Origin of the sequence: Alicyclobacillus sendaiensis NBRC 100866 (assembly GCF_001552675.1) — a bacterium.
GTDB classification, from domain to species: Bacteria; Bacillota; Bacilli; order Alicyclobacillales; family Alicyclobacillaceae; genus Alicyclobacillus; species Alicyclobacillus sendaiensis.
The window spans coordinates 1-26,710 of the sequence record NZ_BCRQ01000040.1 but is presented as its reverse complement, the minus strand read 5'-3'; the positions used below and the strand labels follow the sequence as shown (position 1 = coordinate 26,710).

Annotated in this window: 20 protein-coding genes, 1 pseudogene and 1 riboswitch; of the genes and pseudogenes, 16 read left to right on the top strand and 5 right to left on the bottom strand. The window is 62.0% G+C overall.

All coding sequences use genetic code 11. The features are described from left to right. Positions 1-125 precede the first annotated feature (125 nt). The 10 genes from AS26_RS09100 (at position 126) to AS26_RS09055 (ending at position 13,922) form a co-directional block, all read left to right on the top strand. Complete coding sequence (locus tag AS26_RS09100; protein ID WP_062308699.1) at positions 126-605, top strand: MarR family winged helix-turn-helix transcriptional regulator; 480 nt, start codon at positions 126-128, stop codon at positions 603-605. After that, on the top strand, positions 602-2,221 hold the full coding sequence (locus AS26_RS09095) for an MDR family MFS transporter (protein WP_062308697.1): 1,620 nt from the start codon (positions 602-604) through the stop codon (positions 2,219-2,221). The genes AS26_RS09100 and AS26_RS09095 overlap by 4 nt, the downstream gene beginning before the upstream one ends. A 230-nt stretch (positions 2,222-2,451) precedes the next feature. Beyond that, on the top strand, positions 2,452-3,837 hold the full coding sequence (locus tag AS26_RS09090; RefSeq protein WP_062308695.1) for a cytochrome ubiquinol oxidase subunit I: 1,386 nt from the start codon (positions 2,452-2,454) through the stop codon (positions 3,835-3,837). Positions 3,838-3,870: 33 nt separating this feature from the next. After that, a complete protein-coding gene (cydB, locus tag AS26_RS09085) occupies positions 3,871-4,884 on the top strand; it encodes a cytochrome d ubiquinol oxidase subunit II (protein WP_062308693.1) in 1,014 nt (337 codons plus the stop codon). Positions 4,885-4,902: 18 nt separating this feature from the next. Further along, positions 4,903-6,651, top strand: a complete 1,749-nt coding sequence (gene cydD / locus AS26_RS09080) for a thiol reductant ABC exporter subunit CydD (RefSeq protein WP_236011101.1) — start codon at positions 4,903-4,905, stop codon at positions 6,649-6,651. Continuing rightward, complete coding sequence (gene cydC, locus AS26_RS09075) at positions 6,651-8,432, top strand: thiol reductant ABC exporter subunit CydC (RefSeq protein ID WP_245629695.1); 1,782 nt, start codon at positions 6,651-6,653, stop codon at positions 8,430-8,432. The genes cydD and cydC overlap by 1 nt, the downstream gene beginning before the upstream one ends. 109 nt (positions 8,433-8,541) lie before the next feature. After that, positions 8,542-9,945 carry an FMN-binding glutamate synthase family protein gene (locus AS26_RS09070; RefSeq protein ID WP_245629694.1) on the top strand — a complete coding sequence of 468 codons (1,404 nt, stop codon included), beginning with the start codon at positions 8,542-8,544 and terminating at the stop codon, positions 9,943-9,945. Positions 9,946-10,014: 69 nt separating this feature from the next. Next, a complete protein-coding gene (locus tag AS26_RS09065; protein WP_062308688.1) occupies positions 10,015-11,487 on the top strand; it encodes a spore germination protein in 1,473 nt (490 codons plus the stop codon). A 9-nt stretch (positions 11,488-11,496) separates the two neighbouring features. Further along, complete coding sequence (locus AS26_RS09060; RefSeq protein WP_062308686.1) at positions 11,497-12,630, top strand: Ger(x)C family spore germination protein; 1,134 nt, start codon at positions 11,497-11,499, stop codon at positions 12,628-12,630. A gap of 185 nt (positions 12,631-12,815) precedes the next feature. After that, a complete protein-coding gene (locus AS26_RS09055) occupies positions 12,816-13,922 on the top strand; it encodes a GerAB/ArcD/ProY family transporter (RefSeq protein ID WP_083516037.1) in 1,107 nt (368 codons plus the stop codon). A gap of 41 nt (positions 13,923-13,963) precedes the next feature. Here the strand turns inward: AS26_RS09055 and thiE are convergent, their stop codons facing one another. The 4 genes from thiE to tenA are packed head-to-tail and all read right to left on the bottom strand — an operon-like array spanning position 13,964 to position 17,018. Continuing rightward, positions 13,964-14,593 carry a thiamine phosphate synthase gene (gene thiE, locus AS26_RS09050; RefSeq protein WP_062308683.1) on the bottom strand — a complete coding sequence of 210 codons (630 nt, stop codon included), beginning with the start codon at positions 14,591-14,593 and terminating at the stop codon, positions 13,964-13,966. Between the two features lie 7 nt (positions 14,594-14,600). Continuing rightward, the gene (thiM, locus tag AS26_RS09045) at positions 14,601-15,404 is read right to left on the bottom strand and encodes a hydroxyethylthiazole kinase (RefSeq protein WP_062308681.1); all 804 of its coding nucleotides are present in this window, start codon (positions 15,402-15,404) and stop codon (positions 14,601-14,603) included. A gap of 38 nt (positions 15,405-15,442) precedes the next feature. After that, positions 15,443-16,336 carry a bifunctional hydroxymethylpyrimidine kinase/phosphomethylpyrimidine kinase gene (gene thiD, locus AS26_RS09040; protein WP_062308679.1) on the bottom strand — a complete coding sequence of 298 codons (894 nt, stop codon included), beginning with the start codon at positions 16,334-16,336 and terminating at the stop codon, positions 15,443-15,445. Continuing rightward, a complete protein-coding gene (gene tenA / locus AS26_RS09035; RefSeq protein ID WP_062308677.1) occupies positions 16,320-17,018 on the bottom strand; it encodes a thiaminase II in 699 nt (232 codons plus the stop codon). Before tenA ends, thiD begins: the two co-directional genes overlap by 17 nt. 41 nt (positions 17,019-17,059) lie before the next feature. Continuing rightward, positions 17,060-17,158: riboswitch (TPP riboswitch) on the bottom strand. Between the two features lie 87 nt (positions 17,159-17,245). On the opposite strand from tenA, the gene AS26_RS09030 reads away from it, so the two are divergent. The 6 genes and pseudogenes from AS26_RS09030 to fdhD all read left to right on the top strand — a co-directional run bounded on the left by AS26_RS09030 (position 17,246) and on the right by fdhD (position 25,662). Continuing rightward, on the top strand, positions 17,246-18,052 hold the full coding sequence (locus AS26_RS09030) for a Nif3-like dinuclear metal center hexameric protein (RefSeq protein ID WP_062308675.1): 807 nt from the start codon (positions 17,246-17,248) through the stop codon (positions 18,050-18,052). A 96-nt stretch (positions 18,053-18,148) separates the two neighbouring features. Next, the gene (locus AS26_RS09025) at positions 18,149-19,093 is read left to right on the top strand and encodes an EamA family transporter (protein ID WP_062308673.1); all 945 of its coding nucleotides are present in this window, start codon (positions 18,149-18,151) and stop codon (positions 19,091-19,093) included. A gap of 51 nt (positions 19,094-19,144) precedes the next feature. Continuing rightward, positions 19,145-21,280: pseudogene (locus AS26_RS09015) on the top strand (thioredoxin domain-containing protein). A 68-nt stretch (positions 21,281-21,348) separates the two neighbouring features. After that, positions 21,349-24,309 (top strand): formate dehydrogenase subunit alpha, encoded by a 2,961-nt coding sequence (fdhF, locus tag AS26_RS09010; RefSeq protein WP_062308667.1) that lies wholly within the window; start codon positions 21,349-21,351, stop codon positions 24,307-24,309. 4 nt (positions 24,310-24,313) lie between these two features. Then, a complete protein-coding gene (locus AS26_RS09005) occupies positions 24,314-24,823 on the top strand; it encodes a helical membrane plugin domain-containing protein (protein ID WP_062308665.1) in 510 nt (169 codons plus the stop codon). After that, positions 24,820-25,662 (top strand): formate dehydrogenase accessory sulfurtransferase FdhD, encoded by an 843-nt coding sequence (gene fdhD / locus AS26_RS09000; RefSeq protein WP_062308663.1) that lies wholly within the window; start codon positions 24,820-24,822, stop codon positions 25,660-25,662. The genes AS26_RS09005 and fdhD overlap by 4 nt, the downstream gene beginning before the upstream one ends. A gap of 48 nt (positions 25,663-25,710) precedes the next feature. On the opposite strand, the gene AS26_RS08995 is transcribed toward fdhD, so the two are convergent. After that, complete coding sequence (locus tag AS26_RS08995) at positions 25,711-26,613, bottom strand: 1,4-dihydroxy-2-naphthoate polyprenyltransferase (RefSeq protein ID WP_062308660.1); 903 nt, start codon at positions 26,611-26,613, stop codon at positions 25,711-25,713. Positions 26,614-26,710 lie beyond the last annotated feature (97 nt).

Genomic DNA, 26,710 nt, shown 5'->3' with positions numbered 1-26,710 from the left:
CGTCCGATCGCGTCGACTTGACGCGATCGCGGGACATTTATACAATGTAAATGTTAAACGATAGAAAGATTAGCTCGTTATAAAGGTTTGGCGGTTTGAGTGATCTAACATCAGGAGGACAGCGGATGCAAGGGGACATGGACGTGCTGACGCAGCGGTTTGCCCAGTCGCTCGGCGTGCTGGCCCAGGAGTTCGGGCCGCACCTGCTGAACCGGTTGCACACGGGTCTCACCGCAGGTCAGTTTTTCACCATGCAGATGATCCGGCGCGAGGGGCGGCTCAAGGTGTCTCAGCTTGCGGAGCGATTGGAAGTGACACCGAGCGCCATCACCGTGATGATCGATCGCCTCGAGCACCATGGCTACGTCTTGCGGGTTCGAGACGAGGAGGACAGGCGAGTGGTCGTGATTGAACTGACGGAGGCCGGGCGCGCCAAGCTCGCCGAGGTGGAGCGGGCGTGGTTTGAAATGATGCGGAAGATGGTGTCGAGGATCGAACCCGGGGCGTTCGAGCAGTGCGTCTCGGCGCTCGAGACAATGGTCGCCGCGGCGAAGCAATTGCGCGTGGAATCGTACGGGGAAGAGACGCCCCGTCAGGAGGTATGAACTTGAGCGCTCTGGATGGGGTGCAACGGACGAACCAGATCACTGGCTCGCGCAAATGGTGGGCGTTTGCCACCGTCCTGCTCACGATGTTTTTCTCGTCGCTGGATCAGACGGTCGTGTCCACGGCCATGCCGACGGTCATCAGCGACCTGCACGGGCTGAACCTGTACACGTGGGTGTTCACCGCGTACATGATCACGTCGTCCATCACCGTGCCGATTTACGGCAAGCTGTCGGACGTGTTTGGGCGCAAGCCGTTCTATTTGTTCGGGCTCGTGATGTTCGGCATTGGATCCGCCGTCTCGGGACAAGCGCACAGCATGATGGAACTCGTGTGGGCCCGGGCGGTGCAGGGCATCGGTGCCGGCGCCATGATGAGCATGCCGCGCGCCACCGTCGGTGATATCTTCTCGCCAAAGGAGCGCGCGCGATGGATGGGCGTGATGATGGCGGTCTTCGGCCTATCGAGCATCGTGGGTCCGGCCATCGGCGGTTTCATCACGGACAACTGGTCGTGGCGATGGGTGTTTTACGTCAACCTTCCGTTTGTGGTCCTCGCCATTGCCGGCGTTGTGTTCGCGCTGCCGAGGGTGCGGACGAAGGACCAGGTCAAGGTCGATTGGCAGGGCGCGGCGCTCCTCACCATTGGCCTCGTGCCCATCCTGCTCGCCCTCAGCTGGGCGGGGAGCAAGTACGCGTGGGGCTCGCTTGACATCGTCGGCCTCTTGGCTGGTGGCGCGCTGATTTTGGTCGCGTTCGTCTTGTGGGAGACGCGTGCGGCGGATCCGCTCGTTGCGCCGTGGTTGTTCCGCAACCGGGTGTTCACCACGTCGCTCTTGCTGCAATTGTTCGTGGGCATGGCGATGTTCGGAAGTCTCATGTACCTGCCCATCTTCGTGCAGGGGGTCATCGGGCTCAACGCGCAGAACAGCGGGTGGGTCATGACGCCCATGATGGGCGGCTTTATGGTCGGCAGCATGGTGTCTGGACAGGTGATGTCGAGAACAGGCCGGTACCGTCACGTGGCGTGGCTATCGGGCGCCGTCATTGTGGTGGGCTCGGTTCTGTTGAATCGGGTCAACGTTCACACGTCGTGGCCGACCATCATGGTGGACATGATTGTCCTCGGCGTGGGCATCGGCGCCTTGATGCCGCTCATGAACATGGCGGTGCAGAACGCGTTTCCCTATCGCGTGATGGGCACGGTGAACGCGAGCCAGCAGTTCGTGAGTTCGCTCGGCGGTGTCATTGCTTCGCCGGTGTTCGGCACGGTGTTGAACCACGCCTTCTCGCGCAAGCTTCGCGAATTGTTGCCGCCGTCGCTGTCGGCGATGAAGTCGAACCTGGGATCCGTCAACCCGCAGGCGCTCCTCACAGCGCAGGCCCAGAAGGCGATTGCCGCCCAGTTTGACCGGTTGGGATCAGCCGGGCACGCGCTCTACCACGAGCTCATGCAGGCAGTCAAGCTGTCGTTGACGTACGGGATTCAGCAACTGTTCTTGGTTGGGTTGGTCTTTTCTGTGCTCACCTTCGTCGGCACATTCTTCTTGCCGGAAGTGAAACTGAAGGGCGACGAGTATTTCCGCGCGGAAGAGGCGGAGGAACACGCGGGCTAAGCCGCGCAGGACGTGCCGCTCGACGGGCTCCACTGGGGCCCGTCGAGCGGCTTTTTTATAGGCAAGTAGACCCGTTACAAACTGTTCAAGCTCGTGCCGCGGTTTGTTCAAAAACCTACGCATTGAGCGCATTTTTTTCGAAGGATATGGTGATACGATCCAAGTGTAAAGAGCGCTCCAAATGTTCACTCGTGATCACGAGAGCTGAGACCTGTCAGGGGGGAGAGCGCATGCCCAGTGAAGTCGCGTTGGCGCGGTGGCAGTTTGGCATCACGACGGTGTATCACTTCTTCTTTGTCCCGGTGACCATCGGTCTGGTGTACCTGATTGCCATCATGGAGACCCTGTACGTCGTCAAGAAGGACGATCGCTACAAGCAGATGGCACAGTTCTGGGGCAAGATTTTTCTCATCAACTTCGCGGTGGGTGTGGTGACGGGCATTCTGCAGGAGTTCCAGTTTGGCATGAACTGGGCCAATTACTCTCGCTTTGTGGGCGACGTGTTCGGTGCACCGCTTGCCATCGAGTCGCTGCTCGCCTTTTTCCTCGAGTCGACGTTTTTAGGCGTCTGGATGTTCGGATGGGATAAGCTCTCGAAGCGCATGCACGTGGCGTCGATATGGCTCGTCGCCATCGGGACCACGCTTTCGGCCTTTTGGATCCTGACGGCGAACGCGTTCATGCAGCACCCTGTGGGTTACACGATGAGGGACGGTCATGCCGAGATGTCGAGCTTTGGGGCCCTCATCACTAATCCGCAGCTCTGGTACGAGTTCCCGCACGTGTTCCTGGGATCGCTCGTCACCGGTGCGTTCGTCGTGATGGGCGTGAGCGCGTATCAGCTGTTGCGCAAGCGCCACATCGAAGTGTTCCAGCCGAGCTTCGGGATTGCATCCGTCGTGGCCGTGGCCGCGAGCTTTCTCGTGATGGTCGTCGGGCATGAGCAGGCGCAATATCTCCTGGTGTCTCAGCCCATGAAACTCGCAGCTTCGGAGGCGCTTTGGAAGACAAGCGGAAGCCCAGCGCCGTGGACACTCTTTGCCATCATCCACGCGTCCGCGCACAAGAACACGTGGATGATTCAGATCCCGTATTTGCTCAGCATTTTGTCTTACAACCGGCTGTACGGCAGCGTGCCGGGCATTCTCGAGCTTCAACAACAAATGGCGGCGAAATATGGTCCGGGAAATTACATCCCTGACGTCGTGATGGTCTTCTGGAGCTTCCGCATCATGGTCTTCGCCGGTGCGCTGATGTTCTTGGCCTCCGCGTGGGGCGTGTGGCGAATGGTTCGCAATCGTTTGGTTCCCAGCCGGCGCTACCTGAAGTGGATGCTTTGGGCGACGCCCCTGCCCTTCATCGCGAACACCATGGGCTGGATCATGACCGAAATGGGGCGGCAGCCGTGGGTGGTGTATGGCCTGCAGCTCACGCGAGATGGCGTGTCGCCGACGGTGTCTGCAGGAGAAGTGCTCACGACCCTCATCGCCTTCACCGTGCTCTACGGCCTCCTCGCCGCGGTCGACCTGTTCCTCATCGCGCGAGTTGTGCGCCAGGGGCCAGTGGCAGACGATCACGACGATGAACCCGAGTCGCTTTCGCCCGTGGCGCTGTGAGATGAGGGCGACGAGCCTGAGGAGGTGCGCGAGATGACACTGGAATCCCTGTGGTTTGCCATCATCGCCGTGTTGTTCATTGGGTTTTTCTTCCTTGAAGGCTTCGACTACGGCGTCGGCATTCTGGTTCCGTTTCTCGGCAAGACGGACGAAGAGCGAAGGCTGCTCATCAACACCATTGGGCCCTTCTGGGATGCGAACGAGGTGTGGTTCATCACGGCTGGCGGCGCGATGTTCGCCGCCTTCCCGGGCTGGTATGCCACGCTGTTCAGCGGATTTTACATGGCGCTCTTTCTGCTGCTGGTGGCGCTCATCGGGCGAGGTGTCGCCTTCGAGTTTCGCAGCAAGGTGGAGAACAAGGCCTGGCGGACGTTCTGGGACTGGGTCATCTTCGGCGGCAGTCTGTTGCCACCGCTCCTCTGGGGCATTGCCCTCGCCAACATGATGCACGGCGTCCCGATTGATCAGAACAAGAATTACGTCGGATCGTTCTGGGATCTCATCAGCTTGTACTCCGTCATGGGCGGCGTGAGCATGACGCTCCTCTTCGTCCTGCACGGGGCGCTCTTCATCTCGCTCAGAACGTCCGGCGTGCTGCAGGAGCGAGCTCGCGCGGCCGCCACGGCCATTGGCGCGTGGGCGACGGCGCTCACCTTCCTGTTTGTGGTGCTGAGCTACCTCGAGACGGATATGTTCACGCGCCGGGGCATTGACCCGGGCGTCGTGCCAGTCCTGGCCGGTTTGGCGCTGTTCTCCGTTCAGTTCTTCATTCGCGCGAAGCGGGACGGTTGGGCGTTCTTCATGACGGGGTTGACCATCGTACTCTCGACCATCACGGTGTTCATGGACCTTTTCCCGCGGGTGATGGTGAGTTCGCTTAACCCGGCGTGGAGCCTGACGATTTACAACACGGCATCGAATCCGTATTCGCTCAAGGTCATGACCATCGTCGCGCTGACGGTGGTGCCGTTCGTGCTCCTGTACCAGGGGTGGAGCTACTGGGTGTTTCGGAAGCGGCTGTCGAGCGATCACCCGCTCGAATACTGAGGAACGAAGGTGAGGCTCATGCGCTCGATATCGCGACAGCTGCCCATCTCGACGCCTCAGGAACGGCGTACGTTCCTGCTCGCATCCGCCGCCTCCGCGCTCGCCGGGCTCTTGGTCCTGCCGCAGGCGTGGTATTTGTCGCGGGCCGTGCGTTCTGTATTCCCGCGTGCGGACGGGGCACATGCGTGGTTCGCCGCGCTCACCGCGTTTTTCGCCGTGATTGCGGCCAGAGCGGTGCTGATGGCAGTCGCCAAGTGGCTGTCCCAGCGCTTCGCCTCGCATGTCAAACGGCGCATTCGGCGGGAGATGGTCGAGCAGATGGCTGCGCTTGGGCCGGTGGAGGTACGCCGCCACCCGGCCGGCGCGTGGCGGACGTGGCTCACGGACGGCATCGACGGAATGGACGCGTATCTCGCGAGCTATCTTCCGCAAGCGGCGGCGTCCGCGGCGGTGCCCATCGCCATTCTCGCGTTCGCCGCGGTCGAGGATCGCTTGACGGCCGTCATTCTCGCGGGGACGGTGCCCTTCATGGTGCTGCTGCTGGTTCTCGTGGGGCGGGCGGCGCAGAAAGCCACCGACCGGCGGTTTGAGGCCCTCGAACGCCTCGGGGGCCACTTCCTCGACGTGGTCCGTGGGCTCTGGACGCTGAAGGTGTTCGGGCGCAGCCGGGCGCAGGTGGGAATCATCGAGCGCGTGGCCGACGATTACCGGCGGACGACCATGAAGGTGCTCCGGCTTGCCTTTCTGTCCTCGCTCGTGACGGAACTCTTTACGATGGTGAGCATCGGCCTCGTGGCCGTCTCACTTGGCATCCGCCTGTTGAACGGCCGCATGGACTTCGCCGCGGCGTTTGTGCTGCTCCTGCTCGCGCCGGAATATTACCTGCCGATTCGCAACGCGGGCGCCCAGTATCACGCGGCGCGGGACGGCGTGGCGATGCTCGAGCGGCACCGGGAGGTGCTCGAGACGCCGATTCCCGCCGTGCGGCAGCGCGACGGCGGCCGGACGCCGTTCGTGAGCCCGCAGGGCGTCGCCATCGAGTTCCGCCACGTCACCGTCCGCTATCCCGGTGCCGAGAAGCCCGCGCTTGAGGACGTTTCGTTCCGCATCGGGCCGCGCGAGTTGGTCGCCGTCGTCGGGCCGAGCGGCGCGGGGAAGAGCACGCTCCTCGCCGTGCTGCTTGGCTTCATCCGGCCGGAGTCAGGCGAGGTGCTCATCGGCGGCGTGCCGCTCGACGAGATTGATCTTGGCGCGTTTCGCCGTCATCTGGGCCTCGTCGCGCAGGAGCCGACGTGGTTCCACGCGACCTTGCGCGACAACGTCACGTGGAACGAGCCGAGATCCGACGAGGAGGTTCGGGAGGCGCTTGTCATGTCGGGGCTCGACCACGTCGTCGAGCGGCTGCCTGCAGGCCTCGATACAGAACTGGACGGGGAGCGCGTGCAGCTTTCGGGCGGCGAGCGGCAGCGGCTGGCCCTGGCGCGCCTGGTCCTCCGGAGACCGGCCGTCGCGCTGCTCGATGAGCCGACACGATCGCTCGATCTCGCCACCGAGCGGGCGCTGGAGGAGCGGGTCGTCCCGTGGCTTCGGGAGCGCACGTCGATCGCCGTTGTGCATCGGCTGAGCCTTGCGCTCGCGGCGGACCGCGTGTTGGTGCTCGACGGAGGTCGGCTTGTCGAGGAGGGACGGCCGGAGGAACTTCTGCTTGCGTATGGCTATTTTCACGCTATGGTGAGCCGTTACCGTGGCGAAGAGGTGCTTTCCTGATGAGACGCGTGCGCTGGATGTGGGGATTTGTGCGTCCAGTCGTCGGCCGTGTGGCGGGTAGTACTGGGCTTTCCGCCGCCACGTTCGTGGCCGCCGCGGCGATGATGGCGACGGCGGGCTACCTCATTTCCGCCGCGGCGCTCAAACCGTCGACGATTCTGATGCTATGGGTGCCCATTGTGGGCGTGCGGTTTTTCGGCACCAGTCGGGCGGCGTTTCGTTATCTCGAGCGCCTGATTTCGCACGATACCGTCCTTCGTCTGACGGCACGCCTGCGCGCGCTCATATTTTCGCATTTAGAGCGCCATCCGGATACCTTGATTGGCCGTCGCACCGTGACGACCCTGGATCTCATCCTGACGGACATGGAACGAGTGCAGAACGGGCTTCTGAGGCTTCTTTTGCCGCTCGGGAGCGGCCTTGCTTCGAGCGCGCTGGTGGGTGCATGGCTCGCGCGGGTGGATCTGAGCCTCGCGGTGACTTTCGCGCTCGGCGTTCTCGTGGCAGGAATCGCGGCACCGTTACTGGCCTTGTGGATCTCGAATCGCTGGCATAGCTCGAGGTTCGCCATTCGCCAGAGGCGCGAAGCCGGGATGGACGATCTCGTCCGTGGGATCGACGAGCTACTCGCGCATGGCGAGATGGACGAGATGCTCGCGCGCCTGGACAGTTGGGATGAGGAGGAGGAGCGGCTGACTGCTCACCTCGACGCCGTGCGCGCGATCCTCGATGGAACGTTGTATGTGGGCGCTACGGCTACTGTGGCTGCTGTTCTCGCCGAGGCCATCGAACTGCATCTTACGTCGAACTTGCCTGGCACGATGATAGCAGCCGTGACCCTCATGGTCATGGCGGCCATGGAGCCTTGGACCACTGCGGGACCAGCATTCGCGGATGCTTTTGAGGTGAGCCGGTCGGTTGCGCAGATGGTCGATCTCGCGCCGGTGTCGAGCGAGGAGGTCGGTCCACGAGCGGAGAGCGAAGGGACGTCGGCCACCTTGTCACTCGCTCTCGCGTCAACCCATACGGCATTCTCGACGCATGGTCTTTGCTGCCGCCGAGGAGACGTGTGGGCGCTGAGGGACGTCGACATCGAGGTCCCCCGTGGTCATCGGGTTGCTATCGTTGGGGATAGCGGGGCCGGGAAATCGACGTTGCTCCAGGTGGCGCTAGGTCTCGTCGCCTACGATAAGGGCGAGGTACGATGGTTCGGCCATCCACTCGTCGGTTGGTCGGAGTCTGAGCTTCGACGTCTCGTCACAGCGGTGCCACAGGATACGTACATTTTCCATACGACACTTCGCCAGAATCTCTTGCTCGCGAGGTCTGATGCTACCGACGAAGAACTCATGATGGCCCTCTCCATCGCGCAGCTCGAGGATCTCGTTTCGCGGCTGCCGAAGGGGCTCGACACGGTGCTGCAGGATCGCGGGTACTCGCTCTCGGGAGGTGAGCGTCAACGGCTTTCCCTTGCACGGGCCGTGCTTTCTGGGGCCGAGGTCGTGCTCTGTGACGAGCCGACTTCTTCGCTTGACGTTGAAACCGAACGCTCGTTCATGGAAGCGTTTTTTACAGCGCTGCGAGACAAGACCGTCGTCTGGGTCACCCACCGGCTCACGGGCATGGAATTCATGGATCAGATCTTCGTATTACACGAAGGGCGCGTCGTCGAGCGCGGTACGCATCGTGAGCTTGTTCATCGAGGAGGCATCTACAGCGCGTTGTGGACGATTCAACGAGAAATGGGATCTAGTTCCTTCAAGAACGGAAGTGTTCGTTGAGCCGGTATGACGTGTAGGAAGAGGTTTAGATGCCGAGACTAAGAGGAGAGGCGGCATATCGCAGGAGACCACACGTGATGGTGCGTTCCATCTGGTTCAGGAGGCACGTATGGGAAGCAGGGTGGAGTTTCTCCAAAGTGTATACATCGTCATTGGGGTCGAGTTGGGCGTCACTTTCCTCTTTCTGCTATTGTTATCTCCATGGCTATTTCGGACTTTCTTCAGACTGGCGGTGCGTAGATTCACAGAAGTTGTATTTCGAGACCCTTATACGAACAATCTGCTAGAGGGTTACACGGCGCTTAAAAAATTTGGTCTACAATGGATGTTGGAAAATGAGTTGCGCGCGCAAAGCGGACGAGCGTTAGAAAAGCCGATTGGGACAGGACGCCCCTTCCCGCATTTTGACGGACTGCTCATCACTCCGGGTCCTCTTCGTCGTCGTCCTCTTGAGTTGACGGATCCAGTGGATCTTCAGGTCACCATTGGCCGACACTGTAAACGACCGCTGCACCTGTCGATGCCTATTCTCGTCAGTGCCATGGGATACGGTGTTGCTTTACGGAAGCCCATTGTCCAAGCGATTGCGCTTGGCACAGCCAAAGCCGGAACGGCATGCAATGTGGGGCAAGGACCCGTCGTAGCGGAATGGACGCACTCGGCAGACAAATGGGTGGTTCAGTACCATCGCGCGCCATGGCGGGGGGACGAATCGGTATTCCAGCGAGCACACATGATTGAAATTCGCTTCGGACAAGGAGCGAATGTCGGTTCCGGAACTTTTGTGTCCGCGAAAGGTCTGGATCGAGCCGCCCGCAGAGACTTGGGGCTGACCGATGAGTCGGACGTAGCTTATATACCGGCCGGCCATCCCGAAGTCGAGCGAATGCTCGCCTTCCGCAATCTAATCAGAAGATTAAGAAAAATAAGTGGAGGAGCCCCCATTGCGGTTAAGATTCCGGCGAGTCACTACATCGAGCAAGACATCGAGTGGGCAGTGAAAGCTGGCGCAGATGTGATTGTGGTCGATGGGGCACAGGGTGGAACTCATGCGTCTCCCGCAGTGCTCGTTGACGATTTTGGAATTCCCACACTCTCCGCCCTTTGTCGCGCTGCTCGATTTCTGCGGGCGCGAGGGTACCAGGATCGGGTCGACCTCATCATCTCGGGAGGAATTCGAACGCCGGGGGACATTATGAAAGCGCTCTGTTTGGGCGCCTCAGCGGTTTACATGGGAACAGCTGCACTATTTTCCGTCGTGCACACTCAACTCACACGCACACTTCCGTTCGAACCTCCGACCCAGATCGCGTGGGCCAATGCGGAGATTCCAACGAAGTTTGACGTCCGCGCGGGAGCAGAGTCGTTGGCAAAATTTCTTTTGGCGTGTGCCGACGAGATAGGCGTCGGACTACGAGCGCTCGGTAAGCCTTCGATTCACGCCTTGGATCAGAGCGATCTTGTTGCTTGGGATGCCGAGGTTGCGAGGATTACAGGGTGCCCGCTCGTCTAGATGCATAGGGAAATCGAGTTTGGTGAAAGCTACGGGAGAATCGCATTCCAGATACGCTGGTGATGCAAGATGACAGGCAGAGCAAATGGGCTGCTGTCGAAGCGAGTCGAAGACAACTGGTTGATGCTCCAGGCTTGTTTAGCCTCCGCGCCTGACCTCAAGCGAATGCCATTTGAATGGAACGGATCCCTCGCTCTCGTTGTGTGGATCGACGGTCTTGTGGCTGCAGAGCGTATTCAAATAGGACTCTCGATTTTGCGTATGGAAGAAATGTCAAAAAAATCTATATCATCCTTGAAGCACTTGGGGCAGCAGGCACTATGGATGTCAATGACCGCAACGGAGAAACTAGACGACGTGGTCACAGCCGTGCTGGGAGGGAAGGCGGTTCTCTTTCAAGACGGACTCGGAACAGCTTTCATCTGGGATGTCGAGTCCTGGCCAGGTCGCCAGGTTGAGCGTGCGGAAAACGAACCGACGTTACAGGGGCCGCAAGAGGCGTTCGTGGAGAACCGCGTACTCAATATCGCCTTAGTACGAAAGAGATTACGTTCACCAGACCTCAGGATACTCGATTTCACTATTGGCGAGCGCACCAGAACGACGGTTTCCCTCGTATATGTCGAAGGTATTACGAAGCCCCGACTGGTTCAAGAGGTCTGCTCGCGATTATCCAAGGTGTGTATTGATGGTGTGGTTGACATGAATGTGGTCAGGGAATGGATTGCAGATGCGCCAAGGACGATTTTTCCAACCATTGAGGAAACGGAACGGCCCGAACGCGTGGTGTCGGGTCTGCTGCAGGGAAGAATCGCGATTATCGTGGACGGCACCCCCATGTGCATGGTGCTCCCCGCGACATTCGCGCAATTCATCACGTCGCCGGAAGACTACTATATGCATTACACGCTCGCTTTGCCACTTCGTCTCCTGCGTCACATCATGTTTTGGTCATCGGTACTACTTCCGGCCGTGTATGTCTCGTTGTTGACGTATAACCAAGATTTGATTCCTACGCCTCTCGTTCAAAAGATCAGTTCGCAGCGCGCCGGGATCCCTTTTCCGACGGTTTTTGAAGCGCTCTTCATGATGTTCGCATTTGAAGCCTTGAGGGAGGCGGGAACGAGACTGCCTAGAGCCGTGGGGCAGTCCGTGAGCATTGTGGGCACCTTGGTCATCGGAGAGGCTGCAGTGCGCGCCGGGATCGTGTCCGCAGGCATGATCATCATTGTCGCCGCCACTGGGATCGCCTCCTTTACCGCGCCTGCCTTAGGGATGGTGCAGGCGACACGCTTGTTACAATTTGTGTTTGTCCTGTGTGCAGGCGTATTTGGGCTTTATGGTGTCGCGATTCTGGGGATAGTGTTGATTGTTCACCTTGCATCCATTCGTTCTTTTGGCGTTCCATATCTGGCACCTGTTGGTCCAACCCTTTTGACGGATTGGAAAGACGCTCTGGTGCGTGCGCCATGGTGGGATATGGGCCGTCGTCCCCAGGAATATGAACCTATGGACCGAAAGCGAGCACGCGGACGGAGGTAGATTCGGCCGTTGAAACGCTATTGGCTGGTGGTGTTGGTGATGGCGGTTACATGCGTGGTAACGAGCTGCGGCGACTACAGCGAAGTGGAAGACCTTGCTGTGGTCGTTGGAATGTCGATGGACGAGACCTCTAATCACCACTTGCGTGTGACATGTGACATCATGAGGTCCAGCGAATCCGGTTCAGACAACACGTCTGCGAATCAAAATCAGGACATGTTGGTCACTGGAGAAGGATTGAGCATGGCCTCCGCTCTGGAAAACATCCAAAAAAAGCTTGACAAGCGCATCTATCTGTCGCACAACACGTTAGTTGTGTTGAGCGACAGGGTGATCTCCGATAGGTTTGCATCCATGCTGGACGAACTAGAACGAAACCGCGAATTACGCTTGAATCAGATGGTGGTCGTAGTTCGAGGAGATGCCGACCAAATTTGGACCATTTCCAATCGAAGCGAAACACCGCTTGCCATCACGATCCGGCAGGCGATTCAAAATTGGGAAGCATGCACGGACGCTTTTCGGGCGGAACAATTCCGCATGCTGCGCGACTGGAATGCTCCATACGGAGTTGCCCATTTACCGTGGCTTGATCCACAGGCGGCCAATTGGGTTGCAGGTCTCGTATTTGTGGATCCCCGGGGAGGCATAGCGTGGTGGTCTATCTGCCCTCCTCGAGACAATGGAGCACTTTGGCTGCTAGGAGATACGCGCAATTTGGTCCAAAAAATCGTGTTTCAAGACCCGTATAGAGGTAAAGAAGGTCAAATTTGTATCAGGTGGGGGCATACGCATACAACGTTTGGGTTTAGGTATCATAAAAACAAGCTGTACGTCACTGTAAATTGGTGGGGCAACGGTTATATCGAGGCGATGAGTCCGGGGCATGTCGCTGATCGAACGACTTTTAAGGTCCTTGAAGATCAGGCGGGACGCGACATTCAGCGCGATATACATCAGTGCATCATGCGTATGCGCTCCGCTGACGTCAATCTGTGGCGAATGTCGCTGTATCGAACAGCACCCCAGTTGTTTCGCATATTGGAGCGCAAGGATCCATCCTGGTGGAAGAAATGCGACGTGTCTTATGTCATTCATCCTCACATCGTCCACTCTGGACTGTCGACTCGATCGCCGGGGTGAAGAGGGGGGATTACGTGGTCAAGAGACCCACTTGGGGGCCAATCCTCGTTTGGTTGTTGAGCGTATGCTTTGTAGTGATTGCGTATTTGGCGCTGATGTTCCAGTGGTGGCCAGACTTTCAACCCCTCTACCCGTTGGAACTCGTATTTGGGACGGCCACCGAATGGTTATTTGGGTTGTGAGCCATGAGAAAAGAACAGATATCTCGATATCAACTGATCCTGCTTCTCATATGGTTGACCATGGGGACCGGGGTTCTTGTCATTCCCTCTGTGATCACGGAGTTCACCGTGACGGATGCGTGGATGGCCGTTCCTTCATTGTTTGTTGGAGGACTGCTCTCGGCGGGCATTGCTCGTGTGCATGTTAAAAAATTTCCCAACTTGCGGGTAACCGGTGCGCTCCTTGCGACGGCGGGGTCTGCAATAGGTAATGTATTAATTATATGGTACGTTTCAGTGGTTTTTGTGGTCGGGACAGTGGTGGCGCGGGAGTTTACACTCTTTGTGACCATGGTCTCGTTGCCCTATACATCGGAAACTGCTGTGGCGGTTATCGGCTGCGCCAGCGTCGCCTACATTGCCTATGTAGGCATTGAGTCCTTTGCACGCGCGAACGAATTTATCGTTCCGCTCGCCGCTGTGGTACTCCCGCTCCTGATTCTCTTACCCTTAACTCTGTGCGACGTCCATCAGTTTTATCCTGTTTTTTCGAGTGGTTGGCTGCCGGTATGGAAGGCTTCGATTGTCTCGATGTTCGTCTATGGGTTGGAATTTTCGCTTGCCATCCAATTGGTTCCTAATTTGCGATCACCCGAGAAGCTTCCCAACGACATCGTGATCGCAGCCTCGATATCCACAGTGCTGATTCTCATCGTGGTCCTCCTGACCGTTGGCGTGTTCGGATATACGGTGCGTTATCTGCAATACCCAGTGTTGGAGTTGATTCGCGTTGTACGCATCGGGCGTTTCATCGAACGATTAGATACAATCTATGGAATTGCCGTTTTGATGACTATCATCTCGAAGTTGGCCGTCATCCATTTGGCGATGTGCACGGGAATTCAAGACCTTTGTAAGACGCGCGACTACCGCTGGGCGGTGTTACCTACCGGAACGGCGATGTTTGTGGGCGGATTGTATTTTTATCGCAATGTCGCCCAGATGGCGTATTTCATCGAACACGTCGGACCATCTTACCTCTTGTTTACGGTGGTGGGTGTGCCGTTGTTGGGATTGACATTGCAGCGCGTCCGGTTCCATCTGAAACGTAGAGCCAGGAAGGGGGGCTGACGACGCAACCATTTACACACCGAGGCTCTGCCCTTCCTGGTTCACGAGATCGCCCTCTGCGCCAACGCCGCGGCCGCAGCCTTCGGATCTTGCGCTGACATGATGGCGGAGACCACCGCTACGCCGTCCGCGCCCGCGGCCAGCACGTCTGCCGCTCGCTCGACGGTGATCCCGCCAATGCCGACGATGGGGACGTGGACAGCGCGCCTGCAGGCGGCGAGCGTCTCGAGGCCCGTCAGGACGGCGTCGTCCTTCGTCGCCGTCGGATACACGGAGCCCACCCCGAGGTAATCCGCGCCGTCTTGTTCGGCTCGCACCGCTTCCTCGACGGATCGCGCCGAGACGCCGACCAGAAGCTCGGGGAAGCGAGCCTTGACCAGGCGCGCCGGGAGGTCCGTCTGCCCCACGTGCACTCCGTCCGCGCCCGACAAGAGCGCGATGTCGACGCGGTCGTTCACGATGAAGAGCGCGCCGTGAGCGGACGCGAGTTCCCGCAGGCGGACGGCGAGCTTGAGCATCGGCCCGCCGTCTTCCCGTTTGCGCCGCAGTTGCACGCACGTCACGCCGCCTGCGAGCGCCTGTTCCACGATGGCGACCACCTCGTCGTGGTCCGGCCGGTCGTCCGTCACGAGATACACGCGAAGCTTGTCCGCGAAATCCTGTCCTGTCATGTGCCCACTATCCCCTCCGAATGCGCGCGCGTGCGTCGACGTCGCGCGCGGTCAAAGCGTGCAACGCATCGAGCAGCCGCACCTGAAAGCTCCCCGGTCCCCCTGCGCCTTCCGCCGCCATCTCGGCTGCCACGTTGAAACACGTGATGGCGGCCACGGTCGCCTCGAGGAGGCCGCCCTTTGTCCCATCCGAGACGCCGACAAACGCGCCGATCACGGCCGTGAGCGAGCAGCCGGAGCCTGTGATGCTCGCCTCCCACGGGTGGCCGTTTGCGAGTTCGTACACCACTTCGCCGTCGGTCACGAGATCCTGTTCTCCCGTCGCCGCGACGATGAGGCCGCGAGCGCGCGCGAACCGCCTCATCGCGTCGACCAGGCCCGCACCCGCGCCCTTCGCGTCGACGCCCGCCACCTCGCCGCCCGCGCCCGTGAGGACGCCGATCTCGCCCTGATTGCCGCGCAGGACTTGGACCCTCCGCGTGTCGAGCAGGCGCATGGCGGCGCCCGTCCGGTACGGTGTGGCGCCGGCGCCGACGGGATCGAGCACAATCGGCACGCCGCGGCGGTTGGCGGCCTCGCTCGCCAGATCCATGCTCGTCACGACGTACGGGTCGAGCGTGCCCAGGTTGAGCGCGATGGCGCGCGCGATGGAAGCCATGTCCGCGACCTCCTCGTGCGCGTGTGCCATCACGGGCGAGGCGCCGAGGGCGAGCAGGGTGTTTGCCGCGATGTTCGTCACGACGAGATTCGTGATGTTGTGGACGAGCGGGCGCTCCGCGCGCACGCGCTCAAGCCAGTGTCCGATTTGCATGAGTGGTTCTCCCTTCGCCCGAGGCTCACACCCGAGGCTCACAGTGGAAGGGCGGCCTCGGCAAACTGACGACCATCAAACACGTACATCCGCCCGGCCTCGATGTGATCCGGAAAGACCGGGCATTGGCTGTGATCCGTCGGCCCGTGCCCGCTCCCGACGTCCCAGTCGGCGGCCGATGCGATGGCGCGCGAGATGAACGACTTCGCCGCGGCGATGGCCTCGAGCGGATGCGCTCCGCGCGCGAGGGCCGCGGCGATGGCGGACGAAAAGGTGCAGCCGGTGCCGTGGGTCTTGCGGCTTGGGACGCGGGGGGCGGCGAACACCGTCCACGTGCCACCGTGAAACACCACGTCCATGGCGAGATCGCCCGCGCCGTCCAGATGACCGCCTTTGACCACGGCATACCGCGCGCCAAGCCGCGCCAGCGCCTCGGCGGCCCGCGCTGCGTCCGCCAGGGAGCGGACGGGGATGCCGGTCAGCCGCTCCGCCTCCGGCGCATTCGGCGTCGCCACGTAGGCGAGGGGCAGCATGCGCTCGGTCACGGCCGCCACGTCGTCCGGCTGAAGCAGCGCCTCGCCGCCTTTGGCGATCATCACCGGGTCCACGACGATGGGGCAGTCGACGCCCGCGAGGGCGTCCGCGATAGCGTGGATGGCGGCACGATCGCCAAGCATGCCCGTTTTGATGGCGTCAAAGCCGAGATCGTCGCGCACGGATTCGAACTGCGCCCGGACGATCTCGGCGGGCAGCGGATACACGGCCTGCACGCCGACGGTATTCTGCGCGGTGATGGCGGTCACGACGCTCATCCCGTACACGCCGAACTGGTGGGCCGTCTTCAGGTCCGCCTGGATGCCGGCGCCGCCGCCCGAGTCCGATCCGGCGATGGTGAGCATGCGCGCCACGTGGCCGTCAGGGCGCCGAAACATCGCGCATCGCCTCCTTGGGAAGCCACGATTCGCCGTGGTAGGCCATGTCGAAGAAGCGGTATTCGAGGAAGGAGCTCGTGAGAAAGGCCGTCTCCACGCGGCGAGCCCGCTCAGGAGAGAAGTGCGCGGCTTCGCGATCCACCATCGCGAACAGCCGATGCGTGGCGTCCCGCATGTCCGGCTGCGCGTAGAAGCGGATCCAGGCCGCAAACGGGTGGCGAGGGTGTTCCTGGACGATGGCCTCGAGTCGCGCGCCGATTTCGACATAGACGTGATGGCACGGCAGAATGGCCGCCACGAGTTCCGCGAAATCGCCGTGCGCCGCCGCGGCCAAAAGATGGCTCTCGTAGTGGTGGAGCGTGGGAAGTTTTGGCAGACCCTCGACATCGTCTGCCGTCGCGCCTGCATAGCGCAACAGGTTGTCGTGCGCCTCCGTCTCGCCGTCGAGGAGAAGCGCCATGCGGCCATGAAAATCCGCGACGTCTTCGTGCGACGGCGCAAGCGCCGCCGCACGCGCAAACACGCGCAGGTAGGTCTCGAGGTACGGCTTGTCCTGGCTGACGTACCGGATGGCCGCCTCTTTCGGCAAGTCGCCGCGCGCGATTCCTTGGACAAAGGGGTGTTCGCAGATTGCGTCGAGGATGGCATTGGACATCGCGATGAGGGAAGCTGAAAACGACATCAAACCGCCTCCTTTGCCGGAGGCCATAAGGGGAACATGAAGGGTCCCATGCGCCACTTTCCTACGCTGGTATTACCCAGGTCAGGTTCCAAGGGTTCGGGGTATCCCCGTCTCAGCTCGTCGCTCCCCTAGTGGCATCCCAGCAGATTTCCAACGTATCGTCGCAATTGTATAATAGCACTAGAGAAGCAAGTGGGCCATGGCAGCTAGCAAATGGGGGCGTGTGGATGCGCGTGCGAGACGTGATCGCGGCGCTGGAGTCGATGATGCCTTGCGACGAGCGGGGCATCTCCGTCGACGGCCTCGTGTGTGGAGACGCGGAGGCGCCGGTGCGGGCTGTCGGCGTGACCTTTGTGGCCTCGCTCGCGGTGCTTAACGCGGCGCGCGCCCAGGGCATCGACCTCGTTCTGAGCCACGAGGGGGCCTTGTTTCGCCACCAGGGCGAGGTCGAGGGCGATCCCGTCGCGACCGCGAAGGCGCGGCGCATGCAGGACCTCGGCGTGGCTGTGTATCGCCTCCACGACAGGCCGCATCGCACGGCGCCCGACTGGATCGCCGAGGGGCTCGCGGAGGCGCTTGGCTTTGCCCCGCACGTGCGCGAGCGGCTCGCGACGCCGTGCGACGTGCCCGTCGCCGTCTGGCCGGAAGGCCGGCCCCTGGACGACCTTGTGCGGGACGTGTGCGCGCGGCTCAAACTGCCTCGCGTGCGACTCTCCGGCCGCGCTGATCTCGTGCGCCGCGCCGCGCTATTACCTGGCTACCGCGGCACGGGCGATCTGGTCGCCCGCGTGTTCCGCGAGACGGGAGCCGATCTGCTGTTGGCAGGCGAGGGCCCCGAGTGGGAAGCGATGGAGTACGCCCGGGACGCGGCCGCCATGGGACTTTCCCGCGCCGTGCTGTGGCTTGGCCACCAGGCGAGCGAGTCGCCGGGCATGCGGCGCATTGCCGAGGCTTTGAGGGGCCGCTGCTCCATTCCGGTGTTTTGGCTGGAGCAGCCGGAGGCCTACACCTGGTTGGAGGGCGGCGATGGGTGATGTCGGCTCGCCCATCGGCCCACATGTGCCGCGCTGGGTCGAGGCGCCCGAGGTCCAACCAGGTCTTGCTCGATTCGAGAGAGAGGATGAAGGTGAATGTTCGATGCTGTCGCCATCGCCCGCCTCGTGCGGTCCGCCGCACGGACGGATCGATTCCGCCGCTGGCGAGGTCTATCGCTCGCCTTGCTTGGGTCCGTCCTGTGGGGCGTCTCCGGAACGGCGGCCCAGGTGCTGTTCCGCGCGTATCACGTTGATTCCGCTTGGCTCGTAGCCGTTCGCATGGCCGTCTCCGGCGTGCTCCTCCTCGCCGCAGCCGGTTGGACTGCCGGGCTTAGCGCCGTCTACGCTCCCTGGCGATCCCGGGCGTCGGCGCTCCGGTTGGTTCTCTTCGGCCTCGCGGGGCTCCTTGGCGTCCAGTACACCTACTTTGCGGCCATTCGGGCGGGAAACGCAGCAACCGCCACCGTCCTCCAATACATGGCGCCTCTCGTCATTGTCGCGTACGGGGCCGCGCGATCTCGCCGTCTCCCTTCTCGCGTGGAGATCATCTGCGCAGCGCTCGCCATGTCGGGTTGCGCGCTTTTGGTCACGGGCGGTCACTTCGGCCGGCTCGTGGTGTCCGCGGCCTGCGTGGGGTGGGGACTCTTGTCGGCGGTTGCTGTCGCCGTCTACACGGTGTATCCCGTGTCGCTCCTCGCGTCGTTCGGACCGCTCGTGGTCACGGCCTGGGGGATGCTGATTGGCGGTGCAGCGATGGCGGCCATCGGCTTGCCTCACATGGCGATGCCTTCGCTGCCGTTTGGGGGATGGTTTCTCGTCGGCTTTGTCGTGTTGTTCGGCACGCTTGTCCCGTTTTATCTGTATTTGGCGAGTCTTCGCGACATCACCCCCGCGGACGCAAGCCTTGTCGCAAGCGGCGAGCCGCTGGCGGCGACTGCGCTCGCCGTGGCTGCGCTCCATCAGCCGCTCACCTGGGCCGCGCTTTTGGGCATGGGGTTCGTGCTCGCCACGGTGACGCTTTTGGCACGCGCACGCACATGACGTGAAACGGGACTTGTCTTTCCATATCGTTCTGGATTCGTTTGCGGTAGAATGGAGGAAAACGAATCCAGAAAGGATGTGCGCGGCGTGGCTCACGAGGGATCCGCGAGGCACACGAATCGCTTGATCCACGAAAAGTCGCCTTACCTCCTCCAACATGCGCATCAGCCCGTCGATTGGTATCCCTGGTGTCCAGAAGCTTTTCAGCGAGCGAAACGCGAATCGAAGCCCGTCTTTTTGTCCATCGGCTATTCGTAGCCCCCTCGGGGGCCCAAGGACATTCCTTCGACCTGCCACTGGTGTCACGTGATGGCCCACGAGTCCTTCGAGGACGAGACCGTGGCGGCCATCCTCAACGAGCACTACGTCGCCATCAAAGTCGACCGCGAGGAGCGGCCGGACATTGACCACATCTACATGACCTATTGCCAGGCCTTGCAGGGTGAGGGCGGATGGCCGCTCACCATCATCATGACGCCCGACGGACATCCGTTTTTTGCGGGAACGTACTTTCCCAAGGCGCCGCGGTATGGGCGGCCCGGGCTCATTCAGATCCTGCAGGAGATTGCGAGGCTGTGGCGGACGGATCGCGCACGTCTGGAACGGGCGAGCCGCCAGGTGGCGGAGCGCATGCAGCCCTTGTTCGAGGGCCAAGCGGGTGAGGCGCGCGGCCGGGAAGCCGCGGACCGAGCGTACCAGGCGCTCGAAGCGGCGTTCGACCCGGAATACGGCGGGTTCGGCCCTGCGCCGAAGTTCCCCACGTTCCACCAGGTGCAATTTTTGCTGCGCTACGCGCGCCTGCGGCCGAATGGTCGCGCGGCCGAAATGGCCCTTCGCACGCTTCACTGCATTCAGCAAGGCGGCATTGTCGATCACGTCGGCGGGGGCATGGCGCGCTACAGCACGGACCCGTTCTGGCGCGTGCCGCACTTCGAAAAGATGCTCTACGACAACGCGCTGGCGCTCGCGGCGTACGCGGAAGCCTTCACGCGCGCCAAGGACCCGACGTTTTTGCGCTTCATGCGCCGGACCGTCGATTTTTTCGAGCGCGAGATGCGATCGCCCGAAGGCCTTTACTACAGCGCGGTGGACGCGGATTCGTCGGGCGGCGAGGGCCGATTTTACCTCTGGCGGCCCGAAGACGTGATCGCCGCCCTTGGTCCTGAAGACGGAGAGCTGTACAACGCCTTTTACGACATCACGGAAGCGGGCAACTTCGAAGGCGCGAATGTGCCGAACTGCATCGGCCAGGATCCGGCGGCGTTCGCGGCATCGCGCGGCATGACCGAAGAGGAGCTCTGGGAGAAGCTTGACGCGCTGAACGACACGTTGCGCGCGGTGCGGGACGCGCGCGAGCGCCCGGCGATTGACGACAAGTGCCTGACCGCCTGGAACGCGCTCATGGCGCACGGGCTTGCGCGAGCTGGCCTTGCGTGCGGCGAGGCGGCGTGGGTGGAGCGGGCCAAGGAGGTGCTGACGGCCATCGAGCGCATGTTGGTCCGCCCGGACGACGGGAGGCTGCTTGCGCGCTATCGGGAAGGGGAGGCCGGCATCTTTGCGTATGCGGACGATCACGCCTACCTCGTCGCCGCGTATCTCGAGCTGTATCGCGCCACCCTCGACCGCGCGTATCTGGACCGCGCCAAGCATTGGCAGGCGGTGCAGGATGCGCTCTTTTGGGACAAGGCGAAGGGCGGATACACCTTTTACGGCCGCGACGCGGAGTCGCTCATCGCCGTGCCGAAGCCGGTGTACGATGGCGCGATGCCGTCAGCGAACAGCCAGTCGGCGCACAACCTGTGGGCGCTTCACGCCCTGACCGGTGACGCGGAGTATGCGGATCGTTTGGACGGGCTGCTGCGCGCGTTTGGCGGGGACTTGGCGTCCTCGCCCACGGATTGCCTGTGGCTCGTGACCGCGGCCATGCTGAGCGAAGTGGGATCCACGGAGGTGGTCATCGCGGCGCGCCTGGAAGAGGCGGTGCAGAAGGCCAGGGAGCTCGGATCCATGGAGCTGCCGGAGGCGGTCTGGCTCACGCCGGATGCCCGCGGAGACGCGGCGATGTATCCGATGGGGGAACAAGGTGCGCCGCAGTACTTTGTCTGTCGGGGCTTTCGCTGTGATCGCCCGGAGACGAACTGGGAGGTGGTGGTGAACGGTTTGCGGCAGCCGCCCGCCTGGAAGTGAACGGTTGTCAACGAATCGGACATCCTATAGGGGAGACGTGTGACCATCCGAGTGCAGGAGGGATTGAGATGAGCGTTGATGTGAAGCGAACCTTCACGCTGGACGGGTCGCCCCTCACGGCGACCGAGGGACAAACCATCCTGCAGGCGATGTTGGCGGCTGGCCTAGATTTTCCCCACATTTGTTATCATCCTGCGCTTGGCCCCATCCAGACCTGCGACACGTGTATGGTGGAAGTGGACGGCGATCTCGTCCGGGCGTGCGCCACGCCGGTCGCGGACGGCATGTCCGTCCGCACGAAGTCTGTGGCGGCGCGGTACGCGCGCAAGGAAGCCATGGATCGCATCCTGAAGAACCACGACCTGTATTGCACGGTCTGCGACAACAACAACGGCAACTGCGTCGTGCACAACACCACCATGGCGATGGATATCGACCATCAGTCGTATCCGTTCCGCGAGAAGCCGTACGAGGTGGACATGTCCCACCCGTTCTACCGGTACGACCCGAGCCAGTGCATCCTCTGTGGCCGGTGCGTCGAGGCGTGTCAGAACCTCCAGGTCAGCGAGGTGCTCTCCATCGACTGGGACCGCGAGATTCCGCGCGTGATCTGGGACAACGACGTCCCCATCAACGAGTCGTCGTGCGTCTCGTGTGGCCACTGCGTGACCGTGTGCCCCTGCAATGCGCTGATGGAAAAGTCGATGCTCGGAAAAGCGGGGTTTCTCACGGGCATTGAGCCGGAGCCTCTGCAGCGCATGATCGATGTGACGAAGGCCGTCGAACCCGGCTATCGCGCCATTTTCGCCATCTCAGAAGTCGAGAGCCACATGCGCAACGCGCGCATCAAGCGGACCAAGACGGTCTGCACGTACTGCGGCGTGGGCTGCTCGTTCGACATCTGGACGAAGGACCGAGACATCCTGAAGGTCGAACCCCAGATGGAGGCGCCGACCAACCAGATCTCCACCTGTGTCAAGGGCAAGTTCGGCTGGGATTTTGTGAACAGCCCTGAGCGCCTCACCAAGCCCCTCCTCCGCAAGGGCGATGCATTTCACGAGGTGTCCTGGGACGAGGCGCTGGACTTCGTCGCCAAGCGCCTGACGGAAATCCGGCAGCAGTACGGGGACGACGCCGTGGCCCTGATCTCATCCTCCAAGTGCACGAACGAAGAAAACTACCTCGTGCAAAAGCTCGCGCGCGCCGTCCTCCACACGAACAACGTCGACAACTGCTCGCGCTACTGCCAGTCGCCCGCCACCGAGGGCCTGCGCCGGACGATGGGTTACGGCGGCGACACCGGCTCGCTGCACGATCTCGCCATCGCGGATCTGTTGATCATCGTCGGCGCGAATCCGGCCGAGTCTCACCCCGTGTTCTCGACCCGCATGCGGCGGGCCAAGAAGAAGTACGGCCAGAAGCACATCGTCATCGATCTCCGCGAGCACGACCTCGCCCACCGCGCCGATCTGTTCGTCCGGCCCAACCCTGGCACCGATCTGGTGCTCATCTCGGCTGTCACGAAGTACATCATCGATCAGGGCTGGCACGACGACGAGTTCGTGCGCCAGCACGTCGACGGGTTCGACGCGTTCGTCCGCTCGCTCGAGCCGTACACGCTGGAGTACGCCGAGCGCGTGACGGGGGTGCCGCGCGACACGCTGGTTCAGATCGCCACGATGATCCACGAGGCGAAGTCCACCTGCATCTGTTGGGCGATGGGCGTCACGCAGCACAAGGGCGGCAGCGAGACCAGCACCGCCATCTGCAACCTCCTGCTCGTCACGGGGAACGTCGGGCGCCCCGGCACGGGGGCCTATCCGCTCCGCGGCCACAACAACGTCCAAGGCGCGGGCGACATGGGCTGCAGCCCGGTATACATGCCTGGATACGAGCGCGTCGACGATCCGGCCGTGCGCGCGAAGTACGAGACCGCCTGGGGCGTCGAACTCCCGACGAGCAAGGGCCTCGACAATCACGAGATGGTCGACGCGATTCACGAAGGCAAGCTCCGCGCGCTCATCATTCAAGGCGAGGAGATGGCGCTCGTCGATTCCAATTCGCACTACGTCCGCGAGGCCTTCGCCAAGCTCGATCTGCTCGTCGTGATCGACGTGTTCTTCAGCAAGACGGCCGAGTACGCCGACGTGGTGCTCGCCGCCAGCCCGAGCCTCGAGAAGGAAGGCACCTTCACGAACACGGAGCGGCGCATCCAGCGCCTGTACCAGGTGTTCGAGCCGCTCGGGGACTCCCGGCCGGACTGGATCATTCTGCGCGATCTCGCCAATCGGCTCGGCGCCAACTGGACCTACACTCATCCGTCGGAAATCCTTGAAGAAATAGCGAGCCTGGCGGTGCTGATGCAAGGGGTGCGCTGGGATCGGCTCGAGGGCTATCGAAGCCTGCAGTGGCCTGTCCATCCCGACGGGACCGACACGCCGCTTCTCTACACGAACGGCTTCCCGTTTCCGAACGGAAAGGCGCGGCTCGTGCCTGCCAAGTGGATTGAGCCCACCGCGTTTGCGCCGGAGTACGATCTCCACCTCAACAATGGGCGCATGCTGGAACACTTCCACGAGGGGAATCTGACGTATCGCGTCCACGGCCTCAAGGAAAAGGTGCCGACGACGTACCTCGAAGTGTCTCCCGAACTCGCCAAGGAGCGGGGCATCGAGACGGGGGCGCTCGTCCGAATCATCTCGCCGTACGGGGAATTGAAGCTGCCGGTGGTGGTGACGGATCGCGTCAAGGGCAAACAGATGTACCTGCCCATGAACACCTCGAACGACGAAGAAGCCATCAACATTCTCACGTCGAGCGAGTCGGATGAGACGACCCACACGCCGGCGTACAAAGAGCTTCAGGTGCGGATGGAGGTCATTCGGCCGTGCGGCGAGAGCCCCATGACGCGGTTCAACTACCGGATGCACAAGCCGAATCCGCAGCCCGGCGTGCGCGTCGAGCGGAAGTGGTCGCGGCGAGGTTATGTGCCGGTGACCGAGGCGGCGAAAGAAAAGGCGAGGGGGTGAGACCATGGCGCAACCCATTCAGCAGATCGAACGCGCGCCGCGAGACGAGCGGCGCGAGGCGCAGGCGCGTGTGGAAGAGGCGGTCGTAAGAAGCGCGGACGGGATTGTGGACGGGCTCGGGCTGCTCCAAGCGTGCGAGGAGAAAGGGCTCATCCCCATCGTGCGGGCTTTGGTCGAGCAGGGAGACGCCGTGCTGCGCGTGGTGGTGGAGGCTGTCTCACGCAAGGGGGTGACGGACGGCCTCAAGAATCTCATCGGCATCGCGCAGTTCTTGAGCGTCGTCCCGCCTGAGGACATGGAGCGGATATTTCACGCGGTGGCTCGGGGCCTCGAGCGAGCCACCGAGCAAAGCGAGGCAAATGAGCGAATGGGGGTGTATGATGTCCTTAAAGCGCTGCGCGATCCGGATGTCGGCCGCTCGCTCGCCATGCTATTCGCCTTCCTGAAGGGCATGGGCAGCGGGCTCGCCGAGCCGGGCGAGTCGGCGCACAAGGACAGGGGGCCTGAAGTGTGAATGGCGTGTCGCGCTTTGGGGGAGCGGAAACACAGAGGCGCGTCGTGCTCCGATACCGTTCCGGGCAGTATCACCAGGAGGAGGACGTGATGGCGACCGAATTCGCCCTCACGCTGTACGTCAACGGCGAGGAGTTTGCGACGCTCGTGTGCACGCCCACGTACGCGGAGGACTTGGTGTATGGCTTCCTCGCGTCGGAGGGCGTCATTCGCGGCGTCGACGACGTGGAGTCGATGCAAGTCAGCCTGTGGACGGGCACGGCTCGCGTGCAAACCAAGTCGGGGGCAGTGCTTTCCCCCGCGCTCTACAGCAAGCGGTATATCGGCTCTTGCTGCGGCAAGGGGCGCCAGAGCTTCTATTTTCAGAGCGACGCTCTGACCGCCCGTCCCGTGCAAGACCCTGTGTCGCTCTCGGCGGACGACGTGTTCCGCGCCATGGAGTTGCTCGATCTGTCGTCCGGACTTTTCGAGGAGACGGGCGGCGTGCACGTGGCGGCCCTGGTGCGTGGAGGAGAGCTCCTCCTGGCGAGGGCGGACATCGGGCGCCACAACGCGCTCGACAAAATCTACGGCCACTGCCTCCGCGCGGGCGTGAGTTTGGCCGGCACGGTCGTGGCGTTTAGCGGCCGGATCTCCTCCGAGGTGTTGTTGAAGGTCGCGAAGATCGGTGTGGGCGTCGTGATCGCCCGAGGTGCGCCGACGCTGCTCGCCGTTGATCTCGCCGAGGAGCTGAACATCACGGCCATCGGCTTCGTCCGCGGCCGCGCGTTCAACGTGTACAGCCATCCGTGGCGCTTGGCGGACGCCAAAAAGGCGCAGGGCGCGATGGAAGGCGCATGAAAAAGGCGGGCTGCCGAAGGGTTCGGCAGCCCGCTCGCGCTGCAGCGCTCAGAAGCGCAGCGTGGAGACGAGAAACGCGCACACCATCAGGACGCCAAATCGAAACAGGAGATTCGACGTGCCCTTGACCGCCTTGTGGAGTTTGGCGGGCTCTGTGTGTTGATAGTACAACCGAACTACGTAGACGGCCGTCGGCACCGTCAACAGCACGAGGAGCGCGAACGGGGTCAGCATGCCGAGCGCGACCATCGCCACCACGACGAGGTACGCGGCCACAAACACGCTGGCGAACAACACGCGGCCCCGCTCCCGGCCGATGAGGATGACCATCGTGCGCCGGCCGCCCTCGGCGTCCTGCGCCATATCCCGCATGTTGTTGGCAAAGAGGATGGCGCCAATCAACAGTCCGATGGGGATGGACACCCAAAGCGCGCGCAGCGTCACCGTGCCGCTCTGGAGGTAGAACGCAATCAGGACGATGGTCGGCCCCATGGCGGTGGCAGCGGCGATCTCGCCAAACGGCGTGTAGGCGAGAGGCAGCGGACCGCCCGAGTAGAAATAGCCCACGGCCATGCAGATGACGCCCACCAAGGCCAGCCACCAACTGGTGGTCGCACACAGGTACACGCCCAAAAGGAGCGCCGCGGCGAGAAAGGCGAATCCCAGGCGGAGCACCACCTTCGGCGGAACGCCATCGCGCACGATGGTTCCCGCGATGCCCACCATCCGCTCGTCGTCTAAGCCGCGCTGATAATCGTAGTATTCATTGAACATGTTGGTCGCCGACTGAATGAGCACAGAGGCCAACAGCATGGCGAGAAAGCGCCACGTGTGAAACGGGTACGAAGGTACGGCGACCGCGGTGCCGACAATCACCGGGACGATACTCGCCGTCAGCGTGAAGGGGCGAAGGACGCGCCACCACACGCGCAGGCGGCTCGCACCTGTCAAGGCAACTCACCTCACACGAGAGGACCCTGAAACGACTGTTCAGTTCTGCATGAGCCCCTCGTGATCCTACCACGCGTCCCTCCCTCCGGCAACCGTG